The organism is Synechococcus sp. PH41509 (genome assembly GCF_020514285.1).
GTDB lineage: Bacteria > Cyanobacteriota > Cyanobacteriia > PCC-6307 > Cyanobiaceae > Parasynechococcus.
Map to the genome: position 1 here is coordinate 148,184 of NZ_VTLD01000005.1, position 20,459 is coordinate 168,642.

18 protein-coding genes are annotated in these 20,459 nt (G+C 60.7%); 7 read left to right on the top strand and 11 right to left on the bottom strand.

What is annotated here, in order from left to right; all coding sequences use genetic code 11:
- Nucleotides 1-32: 32 nt before the first annotated feature.
- From FZZ88_RS02955 to FZZ88_RS02965, 3 genes are read left to right on the top strand one after another with little or no spacing between them, the layout of a single operon-like run.
- Nucleotides 33-737 (top strand): sulfotransferase family protein, encoded by a 705-nt coding sequence (locus FZZ88_RS02955; protein WP_166015727.1) that lies wholly within the window; start codon nucleotides 33-35, stop codon nucleotides 735-737.
- A gap of 43 nt (nucleotides 738-780) precedes the next feature.
- On the top strand, nucleotides 781-1,629 hold the full coding sequence (kdsA, locus tag FZZ88_RS02960) for a 3-deoxy-8-phosphooctulonate synthase (RefSeq protein ID WP_166015729.1): 849 nt from the start codon (nucleotides 781-783) through the stop codon (nucleotides 1,627-1,629).
- 24 nt (nucleotides 1,630-1,653) lie between these two features.
- Nucleotides 1,654-2,484: a sulfotransferase family protein gene (locus FZZ88_RS02965; RefSeq protein ID WP_166015731.1), complete on the top strand. Its 831-nt coding sequence runs from the start codon at nucleotides 1,654-1,656 to the stop codon at nucleotides 2,482-2,484.
- 24 nt (nucleotides 2,485-2,508) lie between these two features.
- On the opposite strand, the gene FZZ88_RS02970 is transcribed toward FZZ88_RS02965, so the two are convergent.
- The 9 genes from FZZ88_RS02970 to FZZ88_RS03010 all read right to left on the bottom strand — a co-directional run bounded on the left by FZZ88_RS02970 (nucleotide 2,509) and on the right by FZZ88_RS03010 (nucleotide 13,293).
- The gene (locus FZZ88_RS02970) at nucleotides 2,509-3,363 is read right to left on the bottom strand and encodes a sulfotransferase (protein ID WP_166015733.1); all 855 of its coding nucleotides are present in this window, start codon (nucleotides 3,361-3,363) and stop codon (nucleotides 2,509-2,511) included.
- Nucleotides 3,360-4,484: a glycosyltransferase gene (locus FZZ88_RS02975; RefSeq protein WP_166015735.1), complete on the bottom strand. Its 1,125-nt coding sequence runs from the start codon at nucleotides 4,482-4,484 to the stop codon at nucleotides 3,360-3,362. The genes FZZ88_RS02970 and FZZ88_RS02975 overlap by 4 nt, the downstream gene beginning before the upstream one ends.
- Nucleotides 4,481-5,740 carry a glycosyltransferase gene (locus FZZ88_RS02980; protein WP_166015737.1) on the bottom strand — a complete coding sequence of 420 codons (1,260 nt, stop codon included), beginning with the start codon at nucleotides 5,738-5,740 and terminating at the stop codon, nucleotides 4,481-4,483. The genes FZZ88_RS02975 and FZZ88_RS02980 overlap by 4 nt, the downstream gene beginning before the upstream one ends.
- Nucleotides 5,733-6,887 carry a glycosyltransferase gene (locus tag FZZ88_RS02985; RefSeq protein WP_166015739.1) on the bottom strand — a complete coding sequence of 385 codons (1,155 nt, stop codon included), beginning with the start codon at nucleotides 6,885-6,887 and terminating at the stop codon, nucleotides 5,733-5,735. Before FZZ88_RS02985 ends, FZZ88_RS02980 begins: the two co-directional genes overlap by 8 nt.
- Nucleotides 6,884-9,142 carry a glycosyltransferase gene (locus FZZ88_RS02990; RefSeq protein ID WP_166015741.1) on the bottom strand — a complete coding sequence of 753 codons (2,259 nt, stop codon included), beginning with the start codon at nucleotides 9,140-9,142 and terminating at the stop codon, nucleotides 6,884-6,886. Before FZZ88_RS02990 ends, FZZ88_RS02985 begins: the two co-directional genes overlap by 4 nt.
- Before the next feature lie 6 nt (nucleotides 9,143-9,148).
- Entirely contained in the window at nucleotides 9,149-10,966 is a 1,818-nt protein-coding gene (locus tag FZZ88_RS02995) for an ABC transporter ATP-binding protein (protein ID WP_166015743.1), read from the bottom strand.
- 82 nt (nucleotides 10,967-11,048) lie between these two features.
- Nucleotides 11,049-12,086: a glycosyltransferase gene (locus FZZ88_RS03000; RefSeq protein WP_166015745.1), complete on the bottom strand. Its 1,038-nt coding sequence runs from the start codon at nucleotides 12,084-12,086 to the stop codon at nucleotides 11,049-11,051.
- A gap of 10 nt (nucleotides 12,087-12,096) precedes the next feature.
- Nucleotides 12,097-12,810 carry a heme oxygenase (biliverdin-producing) gene (locus FZZ88_RS03005; RefSeq protein WP_166015747.1) on the bottom strand — a complete coding sequence of 238 codons (714 nt, stop codon included), beginning with the start codon at nucleotides 12,808-12,810 and terminating at the stop codon, nucleotides 12,097-12,099.
- A gap of 75 nt (nucleotides 12,811-12,885) precedes the next feature.
- Nucleotides 12,886-13,293, bottom strand: a complete 408-nt coding sequence (locus FZZ88_RS03010; protein WP_115094481.1) for a hypothetical protein — start codon at nucleotides 13,291-13,293, stop codon at nucleotides 12,886-12,888.
- 113 nt (nucleotides 13,294-13,406) lie between these two features.
- On the opposite strand from FZZ88_RS03010, the gene FZZ88_RS03015 reads away from it, so the two are divergent.
- Together FZZ88_RS03015 and FZZ88_RS03020 are read left to right on the top strand one after the other, a co-directional pair.
- Nucleotides 13,407-14,162, top strand: coding sequence for a 5'-methylthioadenosine/adenosylhomocysteine nucleosidase (locus FZZ88_RS03015; protein ID WP_166015749.1), 756 nt, complete (start codon nucleotides 13,407-13,409; stop codon nucleotides 14,160-14,162).
- On the top strand, nucleotides 14,153-15,367 hold the full coding sequence (locus FZZ88_RS03020) for a ChbG/HpnK family deacetylase (RefSeq protein WP_166015751.1): 1,215 nt from the start codon (nucleotides 14,153-14,155) through the stop codon (nucleotides 15,365-15,367). Before FZZ88_RS03015 ends, FZZ88_RS03020 begins: the two co-directional genes overlap by 10 nt.
- On the opposite strand, the gene FZZ88_RS03025 is transcribed toward FZZ88_RS03020, so the two are convergent.
- Nucleotides 15,350-16,300: a glycosyltransferase family 2 protein gene (locus FZZ88_RS03025; protein WP_166015752.1), complete on the bottom strand. Its 951-nt coding sequence runs from the start codon at nucleotides 16,298-16,300 to the stop codon at nucleotides 15,350-15,352. The genes FZZ88_RS03020 and FZZ88_RS03025 overlap by 18 nt on opposite strands.
- 82 nt (nucleotides 16,301-16,382) lie before the next feature.
- Between FZZ88_RS03025 and FZZ88_RS03030 the strand changes: the two genes are divergently transcribed.
- Both FZZ88_RS03030 and FZZ88_RS03035 read left to right on the top strand, forming a co-directional pair.
- Nucleotides 16,383-17,807 (top strand): NADP-dependent isocitrate dehydrogenase, encoded by a 1,425-nt coding sequence (locus FZZ88_RS03030; protein ID WP_166015753.1) that lies wholly within the window; start codon nucleotides 16,383-16,385, stop codon nucleotides 17,805-17,807.
- A gap of 34 nt (nucleotides 17,808-17,841) precedes the next feature.
- Nucleotides 17,842-19,200 carry a (Fe-S)-binding protein gene (locus FZZ88_RS03035; protein ID WP_166015754.1) on the top strand — a complete coding sequence of 453 codons (1,359 nt, stop codon included), beginning with the start codon at nucleotides 17,842-17,844 and terminating at the stop codon, nucleotides 19,198-19,200.
- Here FZZ88_RS03035 and FZZ88_RS03040 read toward each other — a convergent pair.
- Nucleotides 19,099-20,445 carry a four-carbon acid sugar kinase family protein gene (locus tag FZZ88_RS03040; RefSeq protein WP_166015755.1) on the bottom strand — a complete coding sequence of 449 codons (1,347 nt, stop codon included), beginning with the start codon at nucleotides 20,443-20,445 and terminating at the stop codon, nucleotides 19,099-19,101. The two genes, FZZ88_RS03035 and FZZ88_RS03040, sit on opposite strands and share 102 nt — an antisense overlap.
- Nucleotides 20,446-20,459 lie beyond the last annotated feature (14 nt).

Genomic DNA, 20,459 nt, shown 5'->3' on the forward strand with positions numbered 1-20,459 from the left:
TAGAGATCAGACGCGACAATCTTGATCGCGTCGTGTTTTACCCAGAACACAACATTGCTTTCAACAGAATCGCCAAAAGCGGCAACTCATCCGTCATTCTTTACCTCGATGAAGCCATAAGGGGACCAAGCAGCCATCAAGATGACTACAAGCAAGCCAAGCGAAGTGCCATGAACTCAGGTAAAAGCTTGGTTGAAATATCCAGGAACAAACAAGACCGAGCAAGCCTGAAAAAGGCTTCATTTTTTACGGTCGTTCGCAATCCCTGGACTAGGACGCTTTCGGCATTTCTCGACAAAATTGCCAACGGTCCTCAAGACAAATACGGGTTTATCCCAGGGTTTGCAGACAACAGCAAAAACGGATTCGAGGCGTTTATCACCTTCCTGGACAGCGGCGGGTTGCATGCCAACCACCACTGGAAACCACAAAACGATGCCCTGCTCCTGCCCGCATCCCAGTTCAAAAGCATTTGCAGGCTTGAACATCTCTCAGATGAGCTTCCCGATGCCCTGAAAGAGACAGGATTAACGCTGCCCAGCTCCGAGCAGCTGCAACAGCCGCACCGCATTGAGAGCAACCAGCACAGCAAACTCACTCAAGCTTCCAACAAGCTGCAGCGTTACTACAGCCCTGCAACCACCCAGGCTGTGGCCAAGCTTTATGCCACCGACTTCAAGCTTGGGAGCTACAGCCTGGACCCCCGCAGCATCGGCTTGAATCTGCTGAGCAGCTAATAGAAGGCGGGTAGGCTCGGCGATTCAGAGAACGCACAAGACCGTGGCGCAGCAGATCCAACTGGGCAAGATCACCTTCGCGAACGATCGCCCCTTTGCACTCCTTGGTGGCGTCAACGTTCTCGAGGATCTGGATTTCGCCCTCCGCTGCTCAAAGCACTACAAGGATGTCTGCGAGCGACTGAACATCCCCCTCGTCTTCAAGGCCTCCTATGACAAGGCCAATCGCTCGTCAATTCACTCCTTCCGGGGCCCCGGCCTGAAGCAGGGACTGGAGATCCTTCAAGCGGTCAAAGACACCCATGGCATCCCGGTGATCACGGATGTCCACAGCCCGGAGGAGGCGACTGCCGCCGCCAAGGTGGCCGACATCATTCAACTGCCTGCCTTCCTGGCCCGTCAGACCGATCTGGTTCAAGCCATGGCTGAAACAGGGGCTGTGATCAACATCAAGAAGCCGCAGTTCCTCAGCCCGGAACAGATGCGCAACATCGTGGACAAATTCCGCGAATGCGGAAACGAACAGCTGCTGCTTTGCGAGCGAGGAACCAACTTTGGTTACGACAACCTCGTCGTCGACATGCTTGGTTTCGGCGTGATGAAACGCACCTGCGATGACCTTCCCTTGATCTTCGATGTGACCCATGCTCTGCAGTGCAGAGACCCTGGTGGTGCTGCCTCAGGCGGCCGTCGCACGCAAGTGGTTGACCTGGCCCGCTCAGGCATGGCTGTTGGTCTGGCTGGTTTGTTCTTGGAAGCCCACCCAGACCCAGCCAAAGCACGATGCGATGGCCCCAGCGCCTTACCACTCGATCAGCTGGAGCCATTTCTGGCGCAGGTCAAAGCCATCGACGATCTGGTGAAGGGAATGCCACCTCTGCAGATCAACTGATGCATTGTTTACCGGCAGATCCCCTTGGCCTCTGACGCAACCTTTCTTCTCGGCGTTGGCGCCCAAAAAGCAGGAACCTCTTGGCTGCACGATCAACTGAACCGCCGGAAGGATGCTGATTTCGGCTTTCTGAAGGAATACCACATGTTTGATGCTCTGGAGCTGGAACACTTCTCCTCCTTCAGGCCCAAGAACCCCACACCGCTGAAGTGGCGCACCTGGCGGCGGGCACGGTTCATGGAACGACCCGAGCGCTACTTCGACTACTTCGCATCACGGCTCAAGCCATCCCATATCCGACTCACGGGAGACATCACCCCGTCCTATGCAGGGTTAAGCGCGCAAAGCTTTCAACGCATCAAGAACGCCTTCACAGAACGTGGCGTGCAAATGCGAGCAGTGTTCATCATGCGTGACCCGGTGGAACGGTTCCTGTCACAGCAACGCATGCAATTGCGTAAGCGTGGCCGGCTCAAGCCGGAGCATGAAATCGAATATCTGAGCAAGGCCAGCCTCAAGCTGCTCAAACGTGAGTCTCCCCGGAGCGATTACCCCGCGACCCTCGATGCACTCCAGAAGGGTCTTGCAGCCTCCGACGTGTTCATCAGCCTCTACGAAACCTTATTCACCGCAGCAGATCACTGTGCCTTGTGCCGGTGTCTGGGCATCCCAGAGCAGATCCCCGAACTGAGCCACCGGGTGAATGCCAGTCAGGCCACCACAGCGGTTCCAGCGGAGGTCCTGCAACGCTTGGGCCTGCACTTCTCTCCTTTGGTAACAGCGGTGCAAGAACGCTGTCCGCAGCTTCAGGTGGAGCAGCACTGGGCCACCGCGATGACCTGGAGAGACGCCTAAGGCGACCCACCACAAAGCAGCCCGTCAAAGCAAACCGTTGGAATACACCAGGCGGCGGTTCATTCGAGCCACATTGGGCAAGAGCAAGCCGAGGTCCGCAGCCGTTGGTGCCGGCGCCCCCAACCAGGCGCCGTCATAGGCAATTGTTCGACTGCGCTCCGCATCAAAACGCACCCGATTGCCCGCAAGGATGTGGCTGCTGCTGTTCTGACCAGGAGCCAGCATCGCCTCCTGAAAATCGATGGACAGCCAGGCGCACAGCAACTCCAAACTGCGCTGGGGTTGCAGCGCAAATTCCTCATACCCCAGATGAAACACCGGGTAAGGAGACTGCCAAAAAGACCGTTCGAACTTGGCATTGACACGCCACCAGCGCGCAAGCTGACGCATGGCAGGCCAGCGCAAGCCTGACTTGCGGGCGGCCCTGGCGCGGGAATGCACCCAGGAACGCACATCGCGCACAAGATGGATAATCCGGATATCAAACATCGCCTCAGACAGACGCGTCATCTCCAGATCGTCCTGGTAGGAATCCACATGCCACACGGCCCCACCGTCGTGGGGGGAACCCTTCAGCAACCGCTTCACTTTCTCCTGCATCGGCATGTGGTCATGCAGGAGAAGCCAATCAAGCTGAGGGCCCCAGATGGGACACTCCGCCGCTATCGCGCCACAGGTGCAACGTCGCTCAAACCGATGGGGACCGCGCAATTGACTGGGCCCGCGATGCTCGTCCCCCGACTTTGGCGTCTCCAAAATTCGCGCCGCTTCACCCAGGCCGATGATCTGCGGATGCGCCCCAAGGGCCAAATCCAGCATGGTTGTGCCGCTGTGGCCGAGACCACGGATGAGCAGCAACTTCAAGCGCTTGCTGGTCATCGTCTGTGGTCCACCAGATCGTTGAGGAGCATTGTGATCTGATCCACGTGGTGCGCCACGGTGAATCGTGCCTGGGCCCGACGTTGACCGGCAGCCCCCCAAGCGCCGGCAAGATCCGGACGATCGGCCAGCAAGGCCATGGCCTCCGCCATCCCCCGACGGTCGCCTTCCTCTACCAGCCTTCCGGTCTGTTGATCCACAACCACGTCAGGAATCCCGCCATGACGGGTGGCCACAACGGGCAGACCACACAGTTGCGCTTCCATCACCGAGACCGGGCATCCCTCCTCATCACCATCTTCCGCTGTACGGGAATGCTGTACAAACACCCGTGCACGCCTCATCTCCTGCACCACCGCATCGGGCGAAAGAACACCTGGGAACTGAACAAGATGCTCGAGTCCCAGCTGGCGAGCCCGTTCCTGCACGACAGAAAGGAGAGGTCCATCACCAGCCATGACCAGGCTGCAGGCATCAGCCTGATCCGTCAGGCCTCGCAAGAGAGCGAAGGCTTCCAGGGTGTCCAGCGGACCTTTTTTGGCCACAAAGCGTCCCACCGCCAGAAACCGCGGAGGCATGGAAGCGGGAGTGGCCCCCTGAAACCGCTGCTCATCGGCGCCGGATGGACTAATCACAAGCTGTGCCGGCTGGGCGCCTAGGGAGATCAATCGACTCCGCATCGTTTGGTTCTTGACGATCACAGCCGAGGTGAGCTGAAACAAACGTCGATAGCGCTGCTCGAGGCGCTTCAGGTAGCGCTCCGCTGAGGCATCGGCGCCGCGAAAGTGAACCGCCAGGGGGACTCCTGTGCGAGCCAGCTCCATCACCCGTACGGCATGAAAACCGAACTCCACCATCACCACATCCGGCCGGTGGCGTTTCACCAAAAGCATGGCCAAGATTGAAGTGGGCAGCGTGGCCAGGCGAAGCCAGCCCAAGCGGGTGCAGACCTTGCTGGTGAGCACCGCCAGGCCATAGAGCGCTTTGAGGGGTTCGCGCCAAGGCATCTCATCCCCGAAACAGGCCTCCACCGCAAATGGCAAGCGGGCCAGATTGGCGCGGACGAAGGTTTCCGTCCGCGCCCGCCGGGTCGGCGCCAACACCAGAACACGAGCGGTCATGACAGCGCCAGGATCGACCGCCAAAGCGGTTCCAACTGGGGCCAATCCAACCCAGCAATTCGTGCCTTGGCCGCTGCACCCATCCGCCGGCAACGCTCTGGATCGGAGGCCAGCGCTTGCATGGCTTCCGCCAGAGCGGCCGGATCATCACTTGGAACCACTAAACCGCTCACCCCGGGCTCAACCACCTCCAGGGGGCCAGGGGAAGCGTCCGTAACGATCACCGCCAAACCGGCAGCCATGGCCTCTAAGAGAGCATTGGGCATGCCTTCGAAACGGGAGGGCAGCACGAACACGGCAGCTTCCGCCAAGAACTGGTCCGGATTCGAGCGAAAGCCCAGGCAGCGCAGCCGACTGGAGACCCCCAGATCATCGGCCTGTTGTTGCAACGCCTCGCGCTCGGGCCCATCACCCACCAAAAAAACTTGCCATTCCGCTGCGGATCCGCTCAGCCTCGGCAGAGCAGCGATCAAGACATCCAGTCCCTTCTGGGGCACCAACCTGGCAACACTGATGAAGCCAGAGGCCCGCGATTGATCTCCACGAGCCCCAGCCTTGGGGGCACCTGGCAGCGGATTGGGCAGAAGGGCCAACCGCTCCCAGGACCCCATAGATTCCAAAGCAGAGAGAACCCCGGCTGTGTTGGCGGTCACCACATCGGCCCGGCGATAGGCAAGGGGCCGCAGGCGCTGCCACACCTCCGGCAGCAGCTGAAGCGAGGGGTCGTTGCGCTCCGACACAACGAGGTGGATCGGCAAGTCCCAAGCAGCACAACAACAGGTGATGTTGGTCCGGGTCAGCAGAGCCAGAACCCGATGGGGGCGCTGACGGCGGAACTCCCGACGCAGCTGGCGCAGACGCAAGCAAGCCGTCGCCTCGGTGCCGACACGAAACAGCTGCATGGCAAGGCCCCGAGCACCTGGATCAACACGGGCTTGAAACCAGCCGGCAAACCAGCGCAGCTGCAGCTGAAAGAACAAGCGAATCAGCTTGTCGAGCTGCGCCAAGCTGAAACGCCCTCCGCGGGCCCACCAGGAGCGATTGGTCGGGGCCCCCAGTTCAAGCAATGGGATCCCGTCGGGGAGGGTATGGGCCACGGGATGGCCTGGGATGAGCGTGACCAGCTTCACCTTCAAACCCTGAACGGCGAAATGACGGGCGGCAATCAAGGCCACTTTCTGAGCGCCCCCCGCTCCCAGATGCGGCAACACAAGCCACAGATCATCACGGCCTGAAGCCGACACCGCTTCAGTCATCACCCAACAGCTGCGACACGCCGCGCATGAAACAACGGCGCAGGCGTTCCTCGGAAAAGCGTTGCCTCACCTCCCGGGCCGCATCCCCCAAGCGCCGGCGTTGGTCTGAATCCTCCATCAGCTCCGACACCAGCTCAGCCCAGGTCTCCGGGTTGGCATCGTTCGCCAACAAACGACCATCGACGCCATCGCGGATCAACTCGGCTGGGCCCTGGGGGCAGTCGGAGGAGACGCAACAACAGCCGCTGGCCATGGCTTCGAGCAGCACGTTGGGAAAACCCTCGTAGCGAGAGGGGAGCAGGAACATGTCGGCCCGCTCGTACCAATCCTGCACATTGCCCACCCGCCCGGGAAAGTGCAAGCGATGGAATGCCTGCGGCAGCAATCGGCGCAACTGGGCCTGTTGATCCACACCGTGATAGAGCCCCTGATCGAGGCCAAGGATCACCAGATGCACGGCGGGATGCCGCTGCACCAACAGGGCAAACATGGCGACCAAGCGGTCAAAGCCCTTTTGATGGGATTTGGTTCCCACGGCCAGGAGCACCTGCTTGTCAGCTCCTACATTCCGGCGGGCCAGCCAAGCGATGGGGTCGGGGTCAGGCGCAAACCTGGGCAAAGGCCAAGCCACGGGGTTGGGCAGACAGAGTTGGGGTCGCGCCTTCAAGTGCTGGGCCAGCCAGCGACCCGTGGCTTCGGTTTGCACAAGATGCAGCTGGGCCCATGGGTAGGTGAGCCGCCGCAGCAACCGCCAGGGCCAACCAGGCCGTTTCAAGGGGGGGAAGTTCCGCTCCGAAACGATGCACGGACAGGCCATGCTCCGCACCGCCAGCAACAGCTTGATCGCCGGCAGGGTGGTCATGCCCAGGATCAGATCGGGTTGATGACGCCGCAACCATGCGCGCAACCGCAGCACGCGAAGGGGGAAACCCAGCGGCCCGAACCATCGCAGCCAGATCGGATCTCCGGGCTCGAGAGCCCGCTGAACCCCCGCCGGGACGGGATAGAAATCGCGGGACGCACCGTGGCGGGTCAGCACCGTGGCCTGCCAGCCCGCCTCGGCAAGCCAACGGGCAAGCAAAAGGGTGACGCGCTCGGCGCCACCGGTCTTGAGGGAATCGATGTAGAGCACGACCCTTCGGGTCATGGCATGCTCGACGTCGCAGCGTGATGGTCGAGAAAGCCCTCGAAGCAGGGCAAAACTCCCGGCAACCGCTTGGCCCGCCAGGCCTCGCTGACGATCTTGGCGCGGAACAGCAACAGCATCAGATCTTCGGTGGCCATGCGCCTCCCGTCCACGTCAACGAGGGCGGGATCGATCTGCGTGACACGCTCCATCACCTCTACGGCGAAGGCACGATGGTCTTCCTGCACCTCGCGATCGTCATGCTCCGGTCGATGGGCATGATCATGAACAACCTGCAAAGCCTGCCTCGCCTCCCAGTAGAGCGCGGCATCCGCTGAAGCCCAGGCCTCAATAACGTTGATTACCAGCACCCGCATCAGATTCCGCGTGAGCCGGTAGGAGGTGTCGGTTTCGATCATGGTGAGATCGAGGGATGCACAGAACTGCAGCGCACGTTGGCCAAGGCGAGCAGCCCCAGGCCGATCCGCCAGGGTGAGGTAAAGCCGCAGCGAGGTGGCATAACAAGAGATCAGAAGCTTGGCGCGGTTGAAGCGATTCCCCTGGCGACACAGGCATGTGTTGGGATCGTCTTCCAGCCCTGTTGCCACTGCATCCAGCGGTGCAAGCGAAGCACGCATCAGCTCGGGGTCGTTGGCTTCAGCAGCGCGGTAAGCACACACAACCCTGCAGTAGGCGCAATAGCTGAGGGGCAAGCGGGTGCTGGAACCCAGGATCTCAAACAAGGCGATTTGCTCCTCCAGCGCCTTGGGCCTGGCGCCACGGCGGAACAACAGATGGTGAAGATGATCGGTGCGGCCGAGCTCCAACCAGGACTGCTCCAGCAGGGCCAAGGCCTCGGCATACAGCCCTTTCTGGATGAGGCGGGGAATCTGGGCATCCAGCACCTGCGGCTCAATCGGATGATGCCCATCAATCCAGCCCAACAGCTGACGTCCGGCTTCACTGCGCCCACACCGATTGCGCAACCGCACCGAGCGAAATAGGGCCGGCATCAACAGCCGCTGCAACGGCCAGGTTCGGGCTTGGGCCCGCAGCAAAGACCGACCCCTTGAGGCCGCATCCAACAATCCTTCCCGCTGCAGGTCCGCCAGCATCTTGCGGGTGCGGCTCTCGTAGGTGTGTTCAGCAGCCAGCGCCAAACGCTGCTCTAGAGGTGGGCCATCACCCGCCAATGACGTCGCGATGGCGGCATCGAACGCCTCCGAATCCGGAGGGCAAAGCAACGCTCCGGAGGCATAGGGGCGCAACGCCGGAATTCGGGTAGCCACCACGGATCGGCCCGCCGCCAGGTATTCGAAGAATTTCATCGGGAACATGTGCTGCGTGTAGGTGTTCTCCTGCAAGGGCAGCAGAGCCACATCGGCGTGGGCGAGCCATGCCGGTAAATCGGCATAGGGCTGCAAACCCATGACATGCACATTCGGCAAGGACTGAAGGGCCGTAATGCTCGTATCCGGATCGGCCTCGCCAACAGGGCCCAGCAGAACGAATGACCACTCCGAACGTTGACGGGCCAAGGCCGTCAGCATGGGCAAATCAAGTTTGTAGGAATCGATCGCGCCGACAAACATCAGGCGAGGCTTCGAGATGTTGGCCAGAGGCTCTGGGACGGGGGGAACATCCAGAGCGGCAGCGAAATGGGCCTGATCGGCAACGTTGCCGTAGTTGTACGTGCAGGCGTTCAGTCGCATCAAGGACGCCTGAAGATCAGGAGATGTGGTGAACACCACATTCACCGTGCGGCACAGCTGGCGCTCGCTGTCAGCAATTAAGGTGGCGGGCATGCCTGGCTGGGCATGAATGCGATCAACACAGTGGTAGACGGCAGCGGAGAACATCGAGGACGCCGAGGTTGCAGCACGGCGTTTGAGGTTGAGATAACGACTGGTGAGCGGGTTGTACGTCCACAACAGTGGCGAACGAAAACGCAGACGTCGGAGAACCCAGGGCAGAGCGCCGCTGAACAGCACCCGGTTAATCCGCATCAACACCCCGCGTGTCCCACCGGGTATCACCATCGGTGACCAGATCCACAAGCCCGGCTCAACCTGGCGCGGCGGGCTGAACATCCGCCTGAGACGCTTGACGATCCTCTGCCGGTCCTGCCGATCAGCAGCACGTGGGGGACGCAACCCCAGAGACTCGATATAGAGCACACGGTGGCCAGCCCGGTGCAGGGAAAGCGCGGTGTGTTGCTTGTTCGTCCACAGGCGGTGATCCCAATCCGCCGTTGCCAAGACAACGAAATCAGCCATCTGTGATCAAGTTGATTCCAATCGATTCATCTCACGGAAACTATCTGAAATTTTGACGAGATCTTCAAAACTTCCGGAGGCTTTGATCCGACCACCACTGACTTCAAAAACCTGATCACACTTGCGAACAGTCGACAATCGATGCGCAATCACAATCGTGGTACATCGACGCCCAACGATATCTAGAGCCTGCATCACCTCATACTCGGTCTTGTTATCCAAAGCGCTCGTCGCCTCATCCAAAATCAAAACACTTGCCTTTCTGTAAAAAGCACGAGCCAAAGAAAGCCTCTGCCTCTGCCCCCCCGACAACTTCACACCATTCTCGCCAATCATCGTGTAAAGCCCATAGGGCATTTGGCTCACAACATCATCAAATTGAGCTGCTGCCAGCGCATTCCAAACCTCATCATCGTCAATGTCATCACCAGACTGACCGAAGGCGATGTTCTCGCGAACACTGGTATCCAACAAACGGATGTCTTGTGGGACCAAGGCACAATTGGCCTGCCAGGCGGGCATTTCCTCCGCAGTAAGAGGAATCCCGTCGAGGCAGAGCTCACCTGAACTTGGTGTGTAGAGGCCAAGAATGATGTGGGCCAAGGTTGTTTTGCCACTGCCCGTGCGGCCCACCAGCGCAATGCGCGAACCAACAGGAATCGAAAGATTGATCCCCTCAAGAACAGGCTGATCACGGCCGGTGTAGGTGAAACCAACGTTGTCCAGCTGAATCAGGCGACGGGGGGAAACCCCACTGGGAGAGGGAACACCTGGGCTTTGCAAGGTGAGACGTTCCGGCTTCAGCTGAAGCAGATCGAGAGCATCCTTGATTTCCGGCAAGCCACCACGCAACTTGTTCACGCTGCGGAACATGGACTGAAGCGGACCGGAAATCCGCAGCAGCGTCACAAGAATCACTGAAATCAACGGCAAACTCTCGCGAACACTCTCCATATCCCCTGCCATCAGGGAAGGACCCAAACCAATGGCGAAGAGAACGGTGACAGCAACGGGTTCGATCACATAACGCGGAACATCAGGAAGCAGCCGTGTCAGACGGTCGTACCGCTTGGCGATCACCCCATCACGGGAAAAACGAGATGTGAAATATTGATCTGCCGAATAAAGCTGGACATCCCGCATCGAGCGAAGGGATTCCATCAGAATCATGTTGATTCGCCTGGTGTAGCGAACCCGCTGCTTTGTCCCCAAACGCAAATAAGGGGTTATCAAACGTGACGACACCACATAGGCCATCAACATTAAGGCAAACATCAACAAGGCCTTCCAGCCGAGAATGATGTTTACGCCTACAAGGAGAACAACAACAGACAACAAATTGCCAGCAATAGTGATTAGAGGACTAATCACTGCCGTCGAGATGCGATTCAAAACTCGGTTAAAACTTTCCGAGAGATTTGCTGTTCGATTTTGCGTAAAAAATGCATAGCGTTGCCGCATCAAGTTGGCATACACCCTGTTAACCAAATCGTTCCAGATTTCTGCGCTGAGCATGCTCTGCATCAGCGAAACACCAAAACGAATGATGGAGGTGAACCAAAATGCTGCGATCAGCAGACCAATCAGCCAACCTGCCTGATCCAGCAACGATCCACCAAACACGCGAATCCCCGGGATCTGATCCTGCAACTTCACGCCCGCAAGCAAACCAACCATGCGAGCCATCAGGCCCACCAACAACATGTCAAGCAAGCCTTGAAGGAAGGAGGCCACAAGAACCACCCCCATCAGCCGCAGACGCCGCCGCGGCAAATGTTTCAGGAGAACCGAAAGATCACTGAGGGTTCTGCTCTGCATCAACATGTTCGATCGTGCAGAACTTTGGTCCGACTCAAGTTCTTACAACTCATGCCAAGAACCTAAGTCGTGATTATGGGAGATGGATTTATCCCTTCGGCCAGCCGGGCAACCGATTGACCACTCGCTGAAGCCGTGAGAGCAGCTGCTGCAGCTGCAACCGCCACGTGGGGGCACTACTCAGATCTGGCCCGGATGCAGCTTGCAGGGCATCCAGAAGAGTGAAGGCGTCTCGCCAGCGCTTAAGCAGCTCAGCTTCTGAACATTCCTGCAGCAAAGCCTCCAAACGGTCGACTGAAGGGCGCCAGCTCTGGGGAGCAGCAACAGCGCCCTTGATCCGCTCGAGATCGAAACTCAGACGTCCACAACCGACCTGATGCACGGTGTGACTGGGGTCGCCGTAGTCGGCCAGGGCATGATTCAGGCTGCTGAACACAACGCAGCCGCAAGCCAGCGCTTCCAGCGGCGGCAACCCGAAACCCTCGGTCACGCCGCGGCCGCGCCAGTACTCCGCTGAGTCGTAGAGGTACACCGTGGAGCGATTGAACAGTTCGACCAAGTCATCCACCCAGCCGGCCTGCACCTCCACCACAAGACCGGCCTGCCGCAACGCCGGCACCAACTGATTCAGCACATAGGGGCTGCTCTTGCGAGCTTGCACCAGCACATCGATGGTTCGACCTTGGCGTGCCGAACGGTCGCCACGGTCAAGCCAAGCCTGGCCCAGGGCATTCGGAACCAAGAACAAGGGATTGCGGGGAGCCTTGTCACCCCAATAGCCCAGGGTGTTGCGGCTGACGGCCAATACGGGAACTCCAGGCGGCAAGCCAAAGCCGTATTGGCTGCTGTGGGCGTGGTACACAACTCGACGGCCGTTCAGCCGACGGATCAAACCAGGAACGTCAAAGCCCCAGCTGACCACCCAGACAACTTGAGCATCAGGGGGCTCATTGCGAAGACAATCATCCAGGTGCGGATGATCGGGTGAACGCTCGCGATAAGTGACCAATTCGGTCGGGCACAGATTCGCCACCAGTCGGGCGGTCTGCTGTTCGACGCTGAGCCCACCACAACGAAAGCGGCGACTGGTCCCGGGGACCAGAAAACGAATCAGTTCGGTGGGCACCAGCGAACACTCAAGCGGCGGCGGCCTCGGTGCTGCCAGTCCGCTGACGCCGAGTCAGGAAACCGAACAGAACCTTGCCAATCGCGGCAACGAGATTGCCCTCAAGCTCCTTGAACATGTTCATGTTCAGGTGGAAGGCATGGTTGGCTTCCTCAACAATGCGATCAGCCGTGGCCTGATCGATCGGGAGATTATCCATGGCTGACCGGTACTGGGTCTTGAACGCCTTCTCGTCGGCAATGTCATCAAAGACATAGAAACGAAGACCATCGTCTCCATCCATATTCATCGCCTTCTGAGCGATGTTCTTGAGGATCTGACCACCGGAGAGATCACCGAGGTAACGGGTGTAGTGGTGACCCACCAAGAGCTCAGGCGACTCCTTCGCAACAGAATGAATTCGTTCGACATAAGCCACTGCCGACGGAGACGGCTGAATCTGCTCTTTCCAACCCTCACCGAAGTAGTAGGTGAGGTCCTGCTCGAGAGATTCACGACGATTGAGCTCTTTCTTGCCAATCGGTCCAACAACAGGATGATCGCCCAACTTGTCGATCTCCTCTTCCATCGCCTCATAGACAAAGTAGAGGTCTGCAACAAGCTTGCGATAGCTCGATTTGTCGACGACGCCTTTTAAGAAGCAACTCACAAAGCCGGTGTTTTCGGCCATGGTGTGAGACTTTTTCGTGCCTTCACGGATCTGGGCAGCCAGTGCAACGGACATGAATGCTTTTGATTGGACCGATAGAAGGACCCTATAAGCAGTCCACGGAAGGGTGGCCTTGAGCGTTGCGAAGGGTTACGCCGCTGTATCAGATACAGCATGTCCGTCGAACAGTTCAAACAACTGACGACAGATCTGCTGAAGCTGCTTCACCTGCTGCTGCTGGGGCAAATGGCGGCCTTCCGGCAGCCACTCACCGACCGTGGCCAGGCGCCAGCGTTCGCCGTCGTAGGTCATGCCCCGCATCAACACCCCCAGCAGACGCAGCTGTTCATCATCTCTCTCTTCGCTGATGCGCAATTGCATCAGCAAACTGCGGCATTCCAGCCGTGGACTCCAACCAGGAAAGTGGAATGAAAGATCCAACGATTCTTCCTCACTCCACTGCCGAGTCTGCGGGTCATCCCGCCAGGGGCTGAGGTTGGCCTGTGCAGCAGGAAACTGTTGACGCACCAGCGTGATCGTGGAGGCCAGTGCTCGCATCCGGGCCACGCTGTGTACAGACTCACCCGCGTTCACTGGACCCTCCAACTTCCGCACAGTGTGCAGGGAGATGCAAGAGGTCGCCGTTACGGTTGCCCGAGGTTTAAGAAACCATGACGCAACCGCTGCACATTGCCCTTCTTGGCGCGATGCCGGAGGAGATCGGCTCCGATCTCAGCCACCTCAAGGACCTGAGCTGCAGCGAACATGGAGATCTCAAAATCCATCGGGGATCCTGGGGTGACAACGTGCGCCTCAGCCTGGCCTGGAGCGGCTGGGGCAAGGTGAGCGCTGCGCGGGCCGCCACACGTCTGCTCGCCAGCGATCCCAGCATCGATCTGCTGTTGTTCACCGGTGTCGCCGGCGCTGCGGATCCAGCCCTGCGTCAATGGGATGTGGTGTTGGCCGATGCCGTGGTGCAGCACGACATGGATGCCCGACCCCTGTTCCCACGGTTCACGCTGCCAGCGCTCAATCAGGACCAGCTCCGACCTCAGCCGACCTGGTTTCACTGGGCCAAGACCGCTCTTCAGGAGGCTCACGGCGCCAGCGAACTGGACGGATTCGCACGTCCACGCAGCGGTCTGATCGCCACGGGGGATCGCTTCATCGGCGATCCCGCGGTGCTGCAAACACTTCGGGACGCCCTTCCCAATCTGCTGGCCGTTGAGATGGAAGGCGCCGCCGTCGCGCAGGTGGCCGAGCAGGAGGGCGTCCCCTGGCTTGTGCTTCGGGTGATTTCCGATGGTGCCGATGAGGCGGCAGCCCAGAGCTTTGAAGACTTCGTCAAACGCTACGAGGAGAAGGCATGGCGGCTGATTGAGGCCCTGCTGCAACGCTGCAATGACACGCCCCAACGATGCGCATGATGCCTCTGCTGAACCGCTTGCTGCGGTACGGCGTCGTGGGGGGCACGGCCGCCGCGTTTCACATTGGCGTGCTTCTGCTGCTGGGCCAGTGGATGACCCTGAGCCTGGCCAACCCCATCGCCTTCCTGGCCGCCTCAGTAGCGGGGTATCTCGGCCACGCCTTACTGACCTTCCGGGAAGAGACCGGTGGTCGCCAGTTCGCCCGTCGCTGGCTGCTGCTGCAGTACGTCGTCAACATCAGCGTCTGCGCTCTGCTGCCGCTGCTCAAGGCCCCGATCTTGGTGCTGGTGTTCACACCCACGGTGCTGAATGCACTGATCTGGAGTCGAGCGGCCCGCTTCAGTGCCAAGTCCCGCCACCAACAAAACGGCCAACCACCGCTGCTACATGCCGACGACCTCGGGTTGGCTGACGGGGTTGATGCAGCGATCATCGATCTCGCCCGAAGAGGACAGATCCAGGGAGCCAGTCTTCTGGTGAATGGTCCAAGTGCAGCTGCCGCTGTCGAAGCCTGGCGCGATCTTGCTGATCCACCACCACTCACGCTTCACCTCTGCCTGACCGAAGGGCATCGCATGCCCAACTCTCCGGATCTGCCAACCGGATTCGGCACCTTGCTGCTGGCCTCGATCCTGCCGTGGCAACGCCAACGCATTGCACCCCAGCTGCGCACGGTTCTGCTGCTACAGATCAGCCGCTACCGCCAACTCACCGGGCTGCAGCGGATCCGACTCGATGGCCACCAGCACATCCATCTCGTGCCCCTGGTGCTGGATACCGTGCTGGATCTGGCCCGTTCCGAATCGATCACCTGGGTGCGCACGACGCGGGAACCCCTGCCGGAAGGCTTGTCCCTGAAACTTTGGTGGCGCAGCCTGCAAACAGGAGGGCTGATCAAGTGGCTGGTACTGCAGCTGCTGAGCGGGCTGGCCATCCCCCGGCTACGCCGGGCCGGGATTCCAACCAACCAGCGCTTCGCCGGTGTGTTGTTCAGTGGATCGATGTTCGGCAATGCGTTGCGTCGCAGCTGGATCACGGCCCACAGCCCCAGCACGATCCCTCGCGAATCAAGGCCCGTTGTGCTCATCCACCCGGCCCGCCTCCATGCCGCATCGGGCATGGATCAGGAGACCTTTCAGCAGTCCGTGGCCTTTTTCAACTCCTCCCACCGCCAAAAAGAGTGGACTTCAGCGCAACAGCTCTGAACCCTGATGCACGGCTCTGACGAAATAGTGCGGCCGCCGTTTGACATCGATGTAGATCCGGCCGATGTATTCGCCCAGCACACCGATGCCAATCAACTGAATCCCCCCGAGGAACAGAACAGCCACGATCAGTGATGCATAGCCCGGCAGATCCACACCAAAGAGCAGGGTGCGCAGAACGATCAGTGCGGCATAGATGAAGCTCAGGAACGAAATCAGAACACCGATCACGCCCCAAACCTTCAACGGCTTCACCGTGAACGAAAAGATGCCGTCCAGGGCATAGCGCCATAGCTTGAGAGAACTCCAGGATGTGGCACCAGCGACGCGAGCCACACGGCTGTAAGCGATCTCCTCGCTGCGATAACCGGTCCAGGGCATCAACCCCTTGGAAAAACGCGTGGCCTCACGCAACTGGGTCACCGCCTCCACCACGGGTGCACTCAGCAGACGGAAATCACCCGCCCCCTCCTGAAGCTGGATCGAATCCACCAGGCGGTTGAACACCCGATAGAACCAGGATGCCGTGGCGACCTTCACCAGCCCTTCGGCATCGCGGTCATCCCGCACGGCAGTAACCACCTCGGAGCCATTGCGCCAGGCCTCCACCATCGCCGGAATCCGTTCCGGAGGGTGCTGAAGATCGGAATCGATCAAAACCGCCGCGGCACAGCGTCCGTTGGAGTAGTCCAGCCCCGCCAGCATCGCCGCCTCCTTGCCGAAGTTACGGGTGAGCTCCAGCAGCGTGACGGCCTGGTCGGCATGCCTCTGCTGCCAGGCTTGGATCACGGCCACCGTGGCATCGGACGATCCGTCGTCAATGAGCAGAAGACGGTCAACATCCGGCAAGGCCATAACCCGCTCGATGAAGGCGCTGATCACGTCGGCTTCGTTGAAGCAGGCCGCCACCACCCACACCTGCTCGCTGGCCATGAATGCGCGGTTTGCACTATCCGGAACGGTAGGGCTACCGGCTCAGTCATAGGCTCGGCCTGCTGACGCCCGACCAACCGCCATGGCCCAGTTCGAGAAGCTCACCGCCCCCAGCCAGGGCACACCGATCCGCTTCGAGAACGGTCAACCCGTGGTGGCCGACAACCCGATCATCCCCTTCATCCGGGGCGATGGCACCGGCGTTGACATCTGGCCCGCTACTCAAAAGGTTTTGGATGCGGCCGTGGCCAAGGCCTATAGCGGCAGCAAGAGCATTGAGTGGTTCAAGGTGTATGCCGGCGATGAAGCCTGCGACCTCTACGGCACCTACCAGTACCTGCCAGAGGACACCCTCGAAGCGATCCGCAGCTACGGCGTGGCCATCAAAGGCCCCCTCACCACACCAGTGGGCGGCGGCATCCGTTCGCTGAATGTGGCCCTGCGCCAGATCTTTGATCTGTATTCCTGCGTGCGTCCCTGCCGCTACTACGAAGGCACCCCAAGTCCCCACAAGCGTCCCCAGGATCTGGACGTGATTGTCTACCGGGAGAACACCGAAGACATTTATATGGGGGTGGAGTGGGAAGCCGATGACGCCGTCGGCCAAGAGCTACGCAAGCACCTCAACGAGGTGGTGATCCCCGCCAACGGCAAGCTTGGAAAGCGCCAAATCCCCGAGGGATCAGGCATCGGCATCAAGCCGGTGAGCAAAAACGGCAGCCAACGCCACATCCGCAAGGCGATTCAGCACGCCCTTCGCCTTGAGGGCAACAAGCGCCACGTGACCCTGGTGCACAAGGGCAACATCATGAAGTTCACGGAAGGGGCCTTCCGCGACTGGGGCTATGAGCTGGCTACCACCGAATTCCGCGATGTGTGCATCACCGAGCGGGAGAGCTGGATCCTCGGCAACCTCGAGAAGGACTCCAACCTGAGCGTGCAGGCCAACGCTCGGATGATCGAACCGGGCTACGACAGCCTCACACCAGAGAAGAAAGCCGACATCGATGCGGAGGTGCAGGCGGTGATCGACGCCATCGGCAGCAGCCACGGTGACGGCAAATGGAAAGAGATGGTGCTGGTGGATGACCGCATCGCCGACAGCATCTTCCAGCAGATCCAGACCCGCCCCCAGGAGTATTCGATCCTCGCCACACTCAACCTCAACGGCGACTACATCTCCGATGCCGCAGCCGCGATGGTGGGAGGCCTGGGCATGGCCCCCGGAGCCAACATCGGCGAGAACGCCGCCATCTTCGAAGCCACCCACGGCACCGCCCCAAAGCATGCCGGCCTCGATCGGATCAACCCTGGTTCTGTGATCCTCAGCGGCGTAATGATGCTGGAATTCCTCGGCTGGCAGGAGGCTGCCGATCTGGTGACCAAGGGCCTCAGTGCCGCCATCGCCGACAAGCAGGTCACCTACGACCTCGCCAGGCTGATGGAACCCCAGGTTGATCCAGTGAGCTGCAGCGGCTTCGCAGAAGCGATCATCCAGCGCTTCTGATCGCCAGAGCAGGCATTCACGCCAGACTCAGGCGATGGCCTCTCCCACCCAGCTTCCCGGTCTACCTCCTGGCGCTGCAGACCCCTGCGTGCACTGCGGCTTCTGCTTGCCCACCTGTGCCAGCTATCGCGTGCTGGCCAGTGAGATGGACTCCCCCCGCGGCCGCATCCATGCACTGCGGGCGATCGAAGCCGGTGAACTGGAAATGGATGCCACGGTGGCGAGCCATTTCGACACCTGCCTGGGCTGCTTCGCCTGCGTCTCCGCTTGCCCTTCGGGGGTGCGCTACGACCAGTTGATCGAGGCCACCCGTCCAAAACTGATCAATGCCGGGCAACGCAGCGCCTGGCAAACCAGCTTCCGCAAGCTGCTGCTGCAGGTGCTGCCCTACCCCAAGCGACTGCGGGCCCTGCTGCAACCCTTACGGGCCTATGCCGGCACACCGCTGCAAACCCTGGCCCGCCGCTCCGGGCTCACCCGTCTGTTCGGGCCGGAGATCGAGGCGATGGAGCAGCTGCTGCCGCCCCTGGTGCCGGAGAGCTTCAGCGACCGGCTGCCCCAGATCAGCCCCGCCAAAGCTGAACGCCGCGGCCGCGTGGCGCTGCTGCTGGGCTGCGTGCAGCGCTGCTTCGATCCCAGCGTGAGCACGGCAACAGTCAAGGTGCTGCAGGCCAACGGCTTCGAGGTGGTGATTCCACAGGAGCAGGGCTGCTGCGGTGCCGTGAGCCATCACCAAGGAGAGCTGGAACTCACCCGCCAACTTGCGGCCGACCTGGTGCGAAGCATGAACGCTATTGAGGGAGATCTGGATGCAGTGCTGGTGGCCGCCTCCGGCTGCGGCCACACAATGAAGGCCTACGGCGAGCTACTGAACGGCGACATCCAATTCCGTGCGCCGGTGCTGGATGTGCAGGAGTTCCTGGCTGACCGCGGCCTCCTGGAGACGTTCCGCACGCAATTGCAACCTCTTCCCGGAATCGTGGCCATGCACGACGCCTGCCACATGATTCACGGCCAGGGCATCCAGGCCCAACCTCGCCAGCTGTTGCGGGCCATCCCCGACATCCAACTCCGGGAGGCGACCGAGGCCGGGGTCTGCTGCGGCAGTGCCGGCATCTACAACCTGGTGCAGTACGAGGAAGCCGCCGAACTGGGCCGGATCAAAGCCGATGACCTCAGCGGTACCGGCGCTGCATTCGTAGCGAGCGCCAACATCGGTTGCACCCTGCAACTGCGGCGGCACCTGGGCGATCGGGCCCGGGTGCAGCACCCAATGGAACTGCTGGCCGCCTCAGCCGGCCTCCATCCGCTGCCAGGCGTCCCGCAAAGTGTCAGCACTGCCGAGATTGCCGGGAAAGGTGAGAATCGGCAGGCCACGGCAGGGCCCCGCTGACGGCCTCACCAGCGACAGCCCAGGCAGCAGCTGACCTTCCAACTGCACCGACTCAAGGGCCAGGCCTCGGGCCAACAACGTCTGGGTGGTGATGCCGCCTTTGCTGATCAGATAACCCAAATCTGGGGTGAGGGCAGCTGCCAGTCGTCCCATCAACTCCGCCAAACCGCAAGACAACTGCCGGCCCTCCCGCTCCGAGGCACAGCGCAGCTCACCGCGGCTGCTGAACAGCACCGGTGTGGCATCAGCCTCGAGCACCGCTCGCAGCTGCTTCAGCCAGACCCGCTCCAGATCCGTCAGCAGCAGATCGGGCGTCGGTCCCTCCAGCACCCGAGCGATGCGATGCACCGGCAGCTCAACCCCTTGGCACCCCGGTTCCGCCAGCAGCTTCTCCAGCTGCTGATCCGCCAAGGGCACATGGGAGCCCACCATCACAAGTCCCGGTTGGGATGTGCCGTCGTCAGCCCGTCTCCGCAGCGCCGCCAAGCCCTTGGGATCGAACGGCGGCGGGCCGGGATCCGCCAGCGCCTTGACCATGCTGGCGGAGGAGCGGAACAGAAACCGTTTCTTCCCCTGGAGGGCGCGCACCGCTGCGGCCAAAGCGTTGAGCTGCTCCTGACGCTCGGCATCCACCACCACCGATGCATTGGCCTGAAGAGAACGGAGGCGATTGATCAACAGCGGCAAGCCCGCACCACAGGAGGCATCGAGCTCCCGGCCAGACATCCGCTGCACCGAAGCCGCGGCAATGGCCCCATCGCTTTTCTCCTCCAGCCAGCAGGCCAGATCACTGCTGCTGAAACCAAACAGCCGGTCCTGGGCAAACGGCGTGGTGTGCACCGGTTCGCCGTGGAGGAGATGCACCCCATTCACGGTGGTGCGACCCCCTTCCAGAAAAGCCGGCACATGAAAAGTGGCATCAAAGGGGCCGAAGGATGCCTGCAGGGCCTCCGGTTCCACCACCCCATGGCCGCGCAGGGTGGAATCGCCACGACTGACCAACAGCACCTGGTCACGCGCCAACCCCTCCCGCTGCAACGCCTGATCCAACGCAGCGGCAATGCTGCGGTTGCGTTCGGCTGCATCCTCTGGCGTCAGCGCCCGCGTGTCCGCCAGCAGAAACAACAACGGCGACGCATGGCGCAGCCCCCGGCGCAGGGTGTCGACATCCCACCGCAACAAGAGCGGACAGCTGTGCACCGTCTGTGAGCCGGTGGGATCGTCGTCAATGACCACAACCTTCATGGCACCATCGTGCC

What these genes read in the sequence shown, in the direction of transcription:
- FZZ88_RS03020 (WP_166015751.1), top strand. Translation starts at nt 14,153, where the DNA reads ATGCGCATGATGCCTCTGCTGAACCGCTTGCTGCGGTACGGCGTCGTG.
- FZZ88_RS02995 (WP_166015743.1), bottom strand. Translation starts at nt 10,966, where the DNA reads ATGTTGATGCAGAGCAGAACCCTCAGTGATCTTTCGGTTCTCCTGAAA.
- FZZ88_RS02980 (WP_166015737.1), bottom strand. Translation starts at nt 5,740, where the DNA reads ATGACTGAAGCGGTGTCGGCTTCAGGCCGTGATGATCTGTGGCTTGTG.
- FZZ88_RS03010 (WP_115094481.1), bottom strand. Translation starts at nt 13,293, where the DNA reads ATGCGAGCACTGGCCTCCACGATCACGCTGGTGCGTCAACAGTTTCCT.
- FZZ88_RS03025 (WP_166015752.1), bottom strand. Translation starts at nt 16,300, where the DNA reads ATGGCCAGCGAGCAGGTGTGGGTGGTGGCGGCCTGCTTCAACGAAGCC.
- FZZ88_RS02975 (WP_166015735.1), bottom strand. Translation starts at nt 4,484, where the DNA reads ATGACCGCTCGTGTTCTGGTGTTGGCGCCGACCCGGCGGGCGCGGACG.
- FZZ88_RS03005 (WP_166015747.1), bottom strand. Translation starts at nt 12,810, where the DNA reads ATGTCCGTTGCACTGGCTGCCCAGATCCGTGAAGGCACGAAAAAGTCT.
- FZZ88_RS03030 (WP_166015753.1), top strand. Translation starts at nt 16,383, where the DNA reads ATGGCCCAGTTCGAGAAGCTCACCGCCCCCAGCCAGGGCACACCGATC.
- FZZ88_RS02990 (WP_166015741.1), bottom strand. Translation starts at nt 9,142, where the DNA reads ATGGCTGATTTCGTTGTCTTGGCAACGGCGGATTGGGATCACCGCCTG.
- FZZ88_RS02985 (WP_166015739.1), bottom strand. Translation starts at nt 6,887, where the DNA reads ATGACCCGAAGGGTCGTGCTCTACATCGATTCCCTCAAGACCGGTGGC.
- FZZ88_RS03040 (WP_166015755.1), bottom strand. Translation starts at nt 20,445, where the DNA reads ATGAAGGTTGTGGTCATTGACGACGATCCCACCGGCTCACAGACGGTG.
- FZZ88_RS03035 (WP_166015754.1), top strand. Translation starts at nt 17,842, where the DNA reads ATGGCCTCTCCCACCCAGCTTCCCGGTCTACCTCCTGGCGCTGCAGAC.
- FZZ88_RS02970 (WP_166015733.1), bottom strand. Translation starts at nt 3,363, where the DNA reads ATGACCAGCAAGCGCTTGAAGTTGCTGCTCATCCGTGGTCTCGGCCAC.
- FZZ88_RS03015 (WP_166015749.1), top strand. Translation starts at nt 13,407, where the DNA reads ATGACGCAACCGCTGCACATTGCCCTTCTTGGCGCGATGCCGGAGGAG.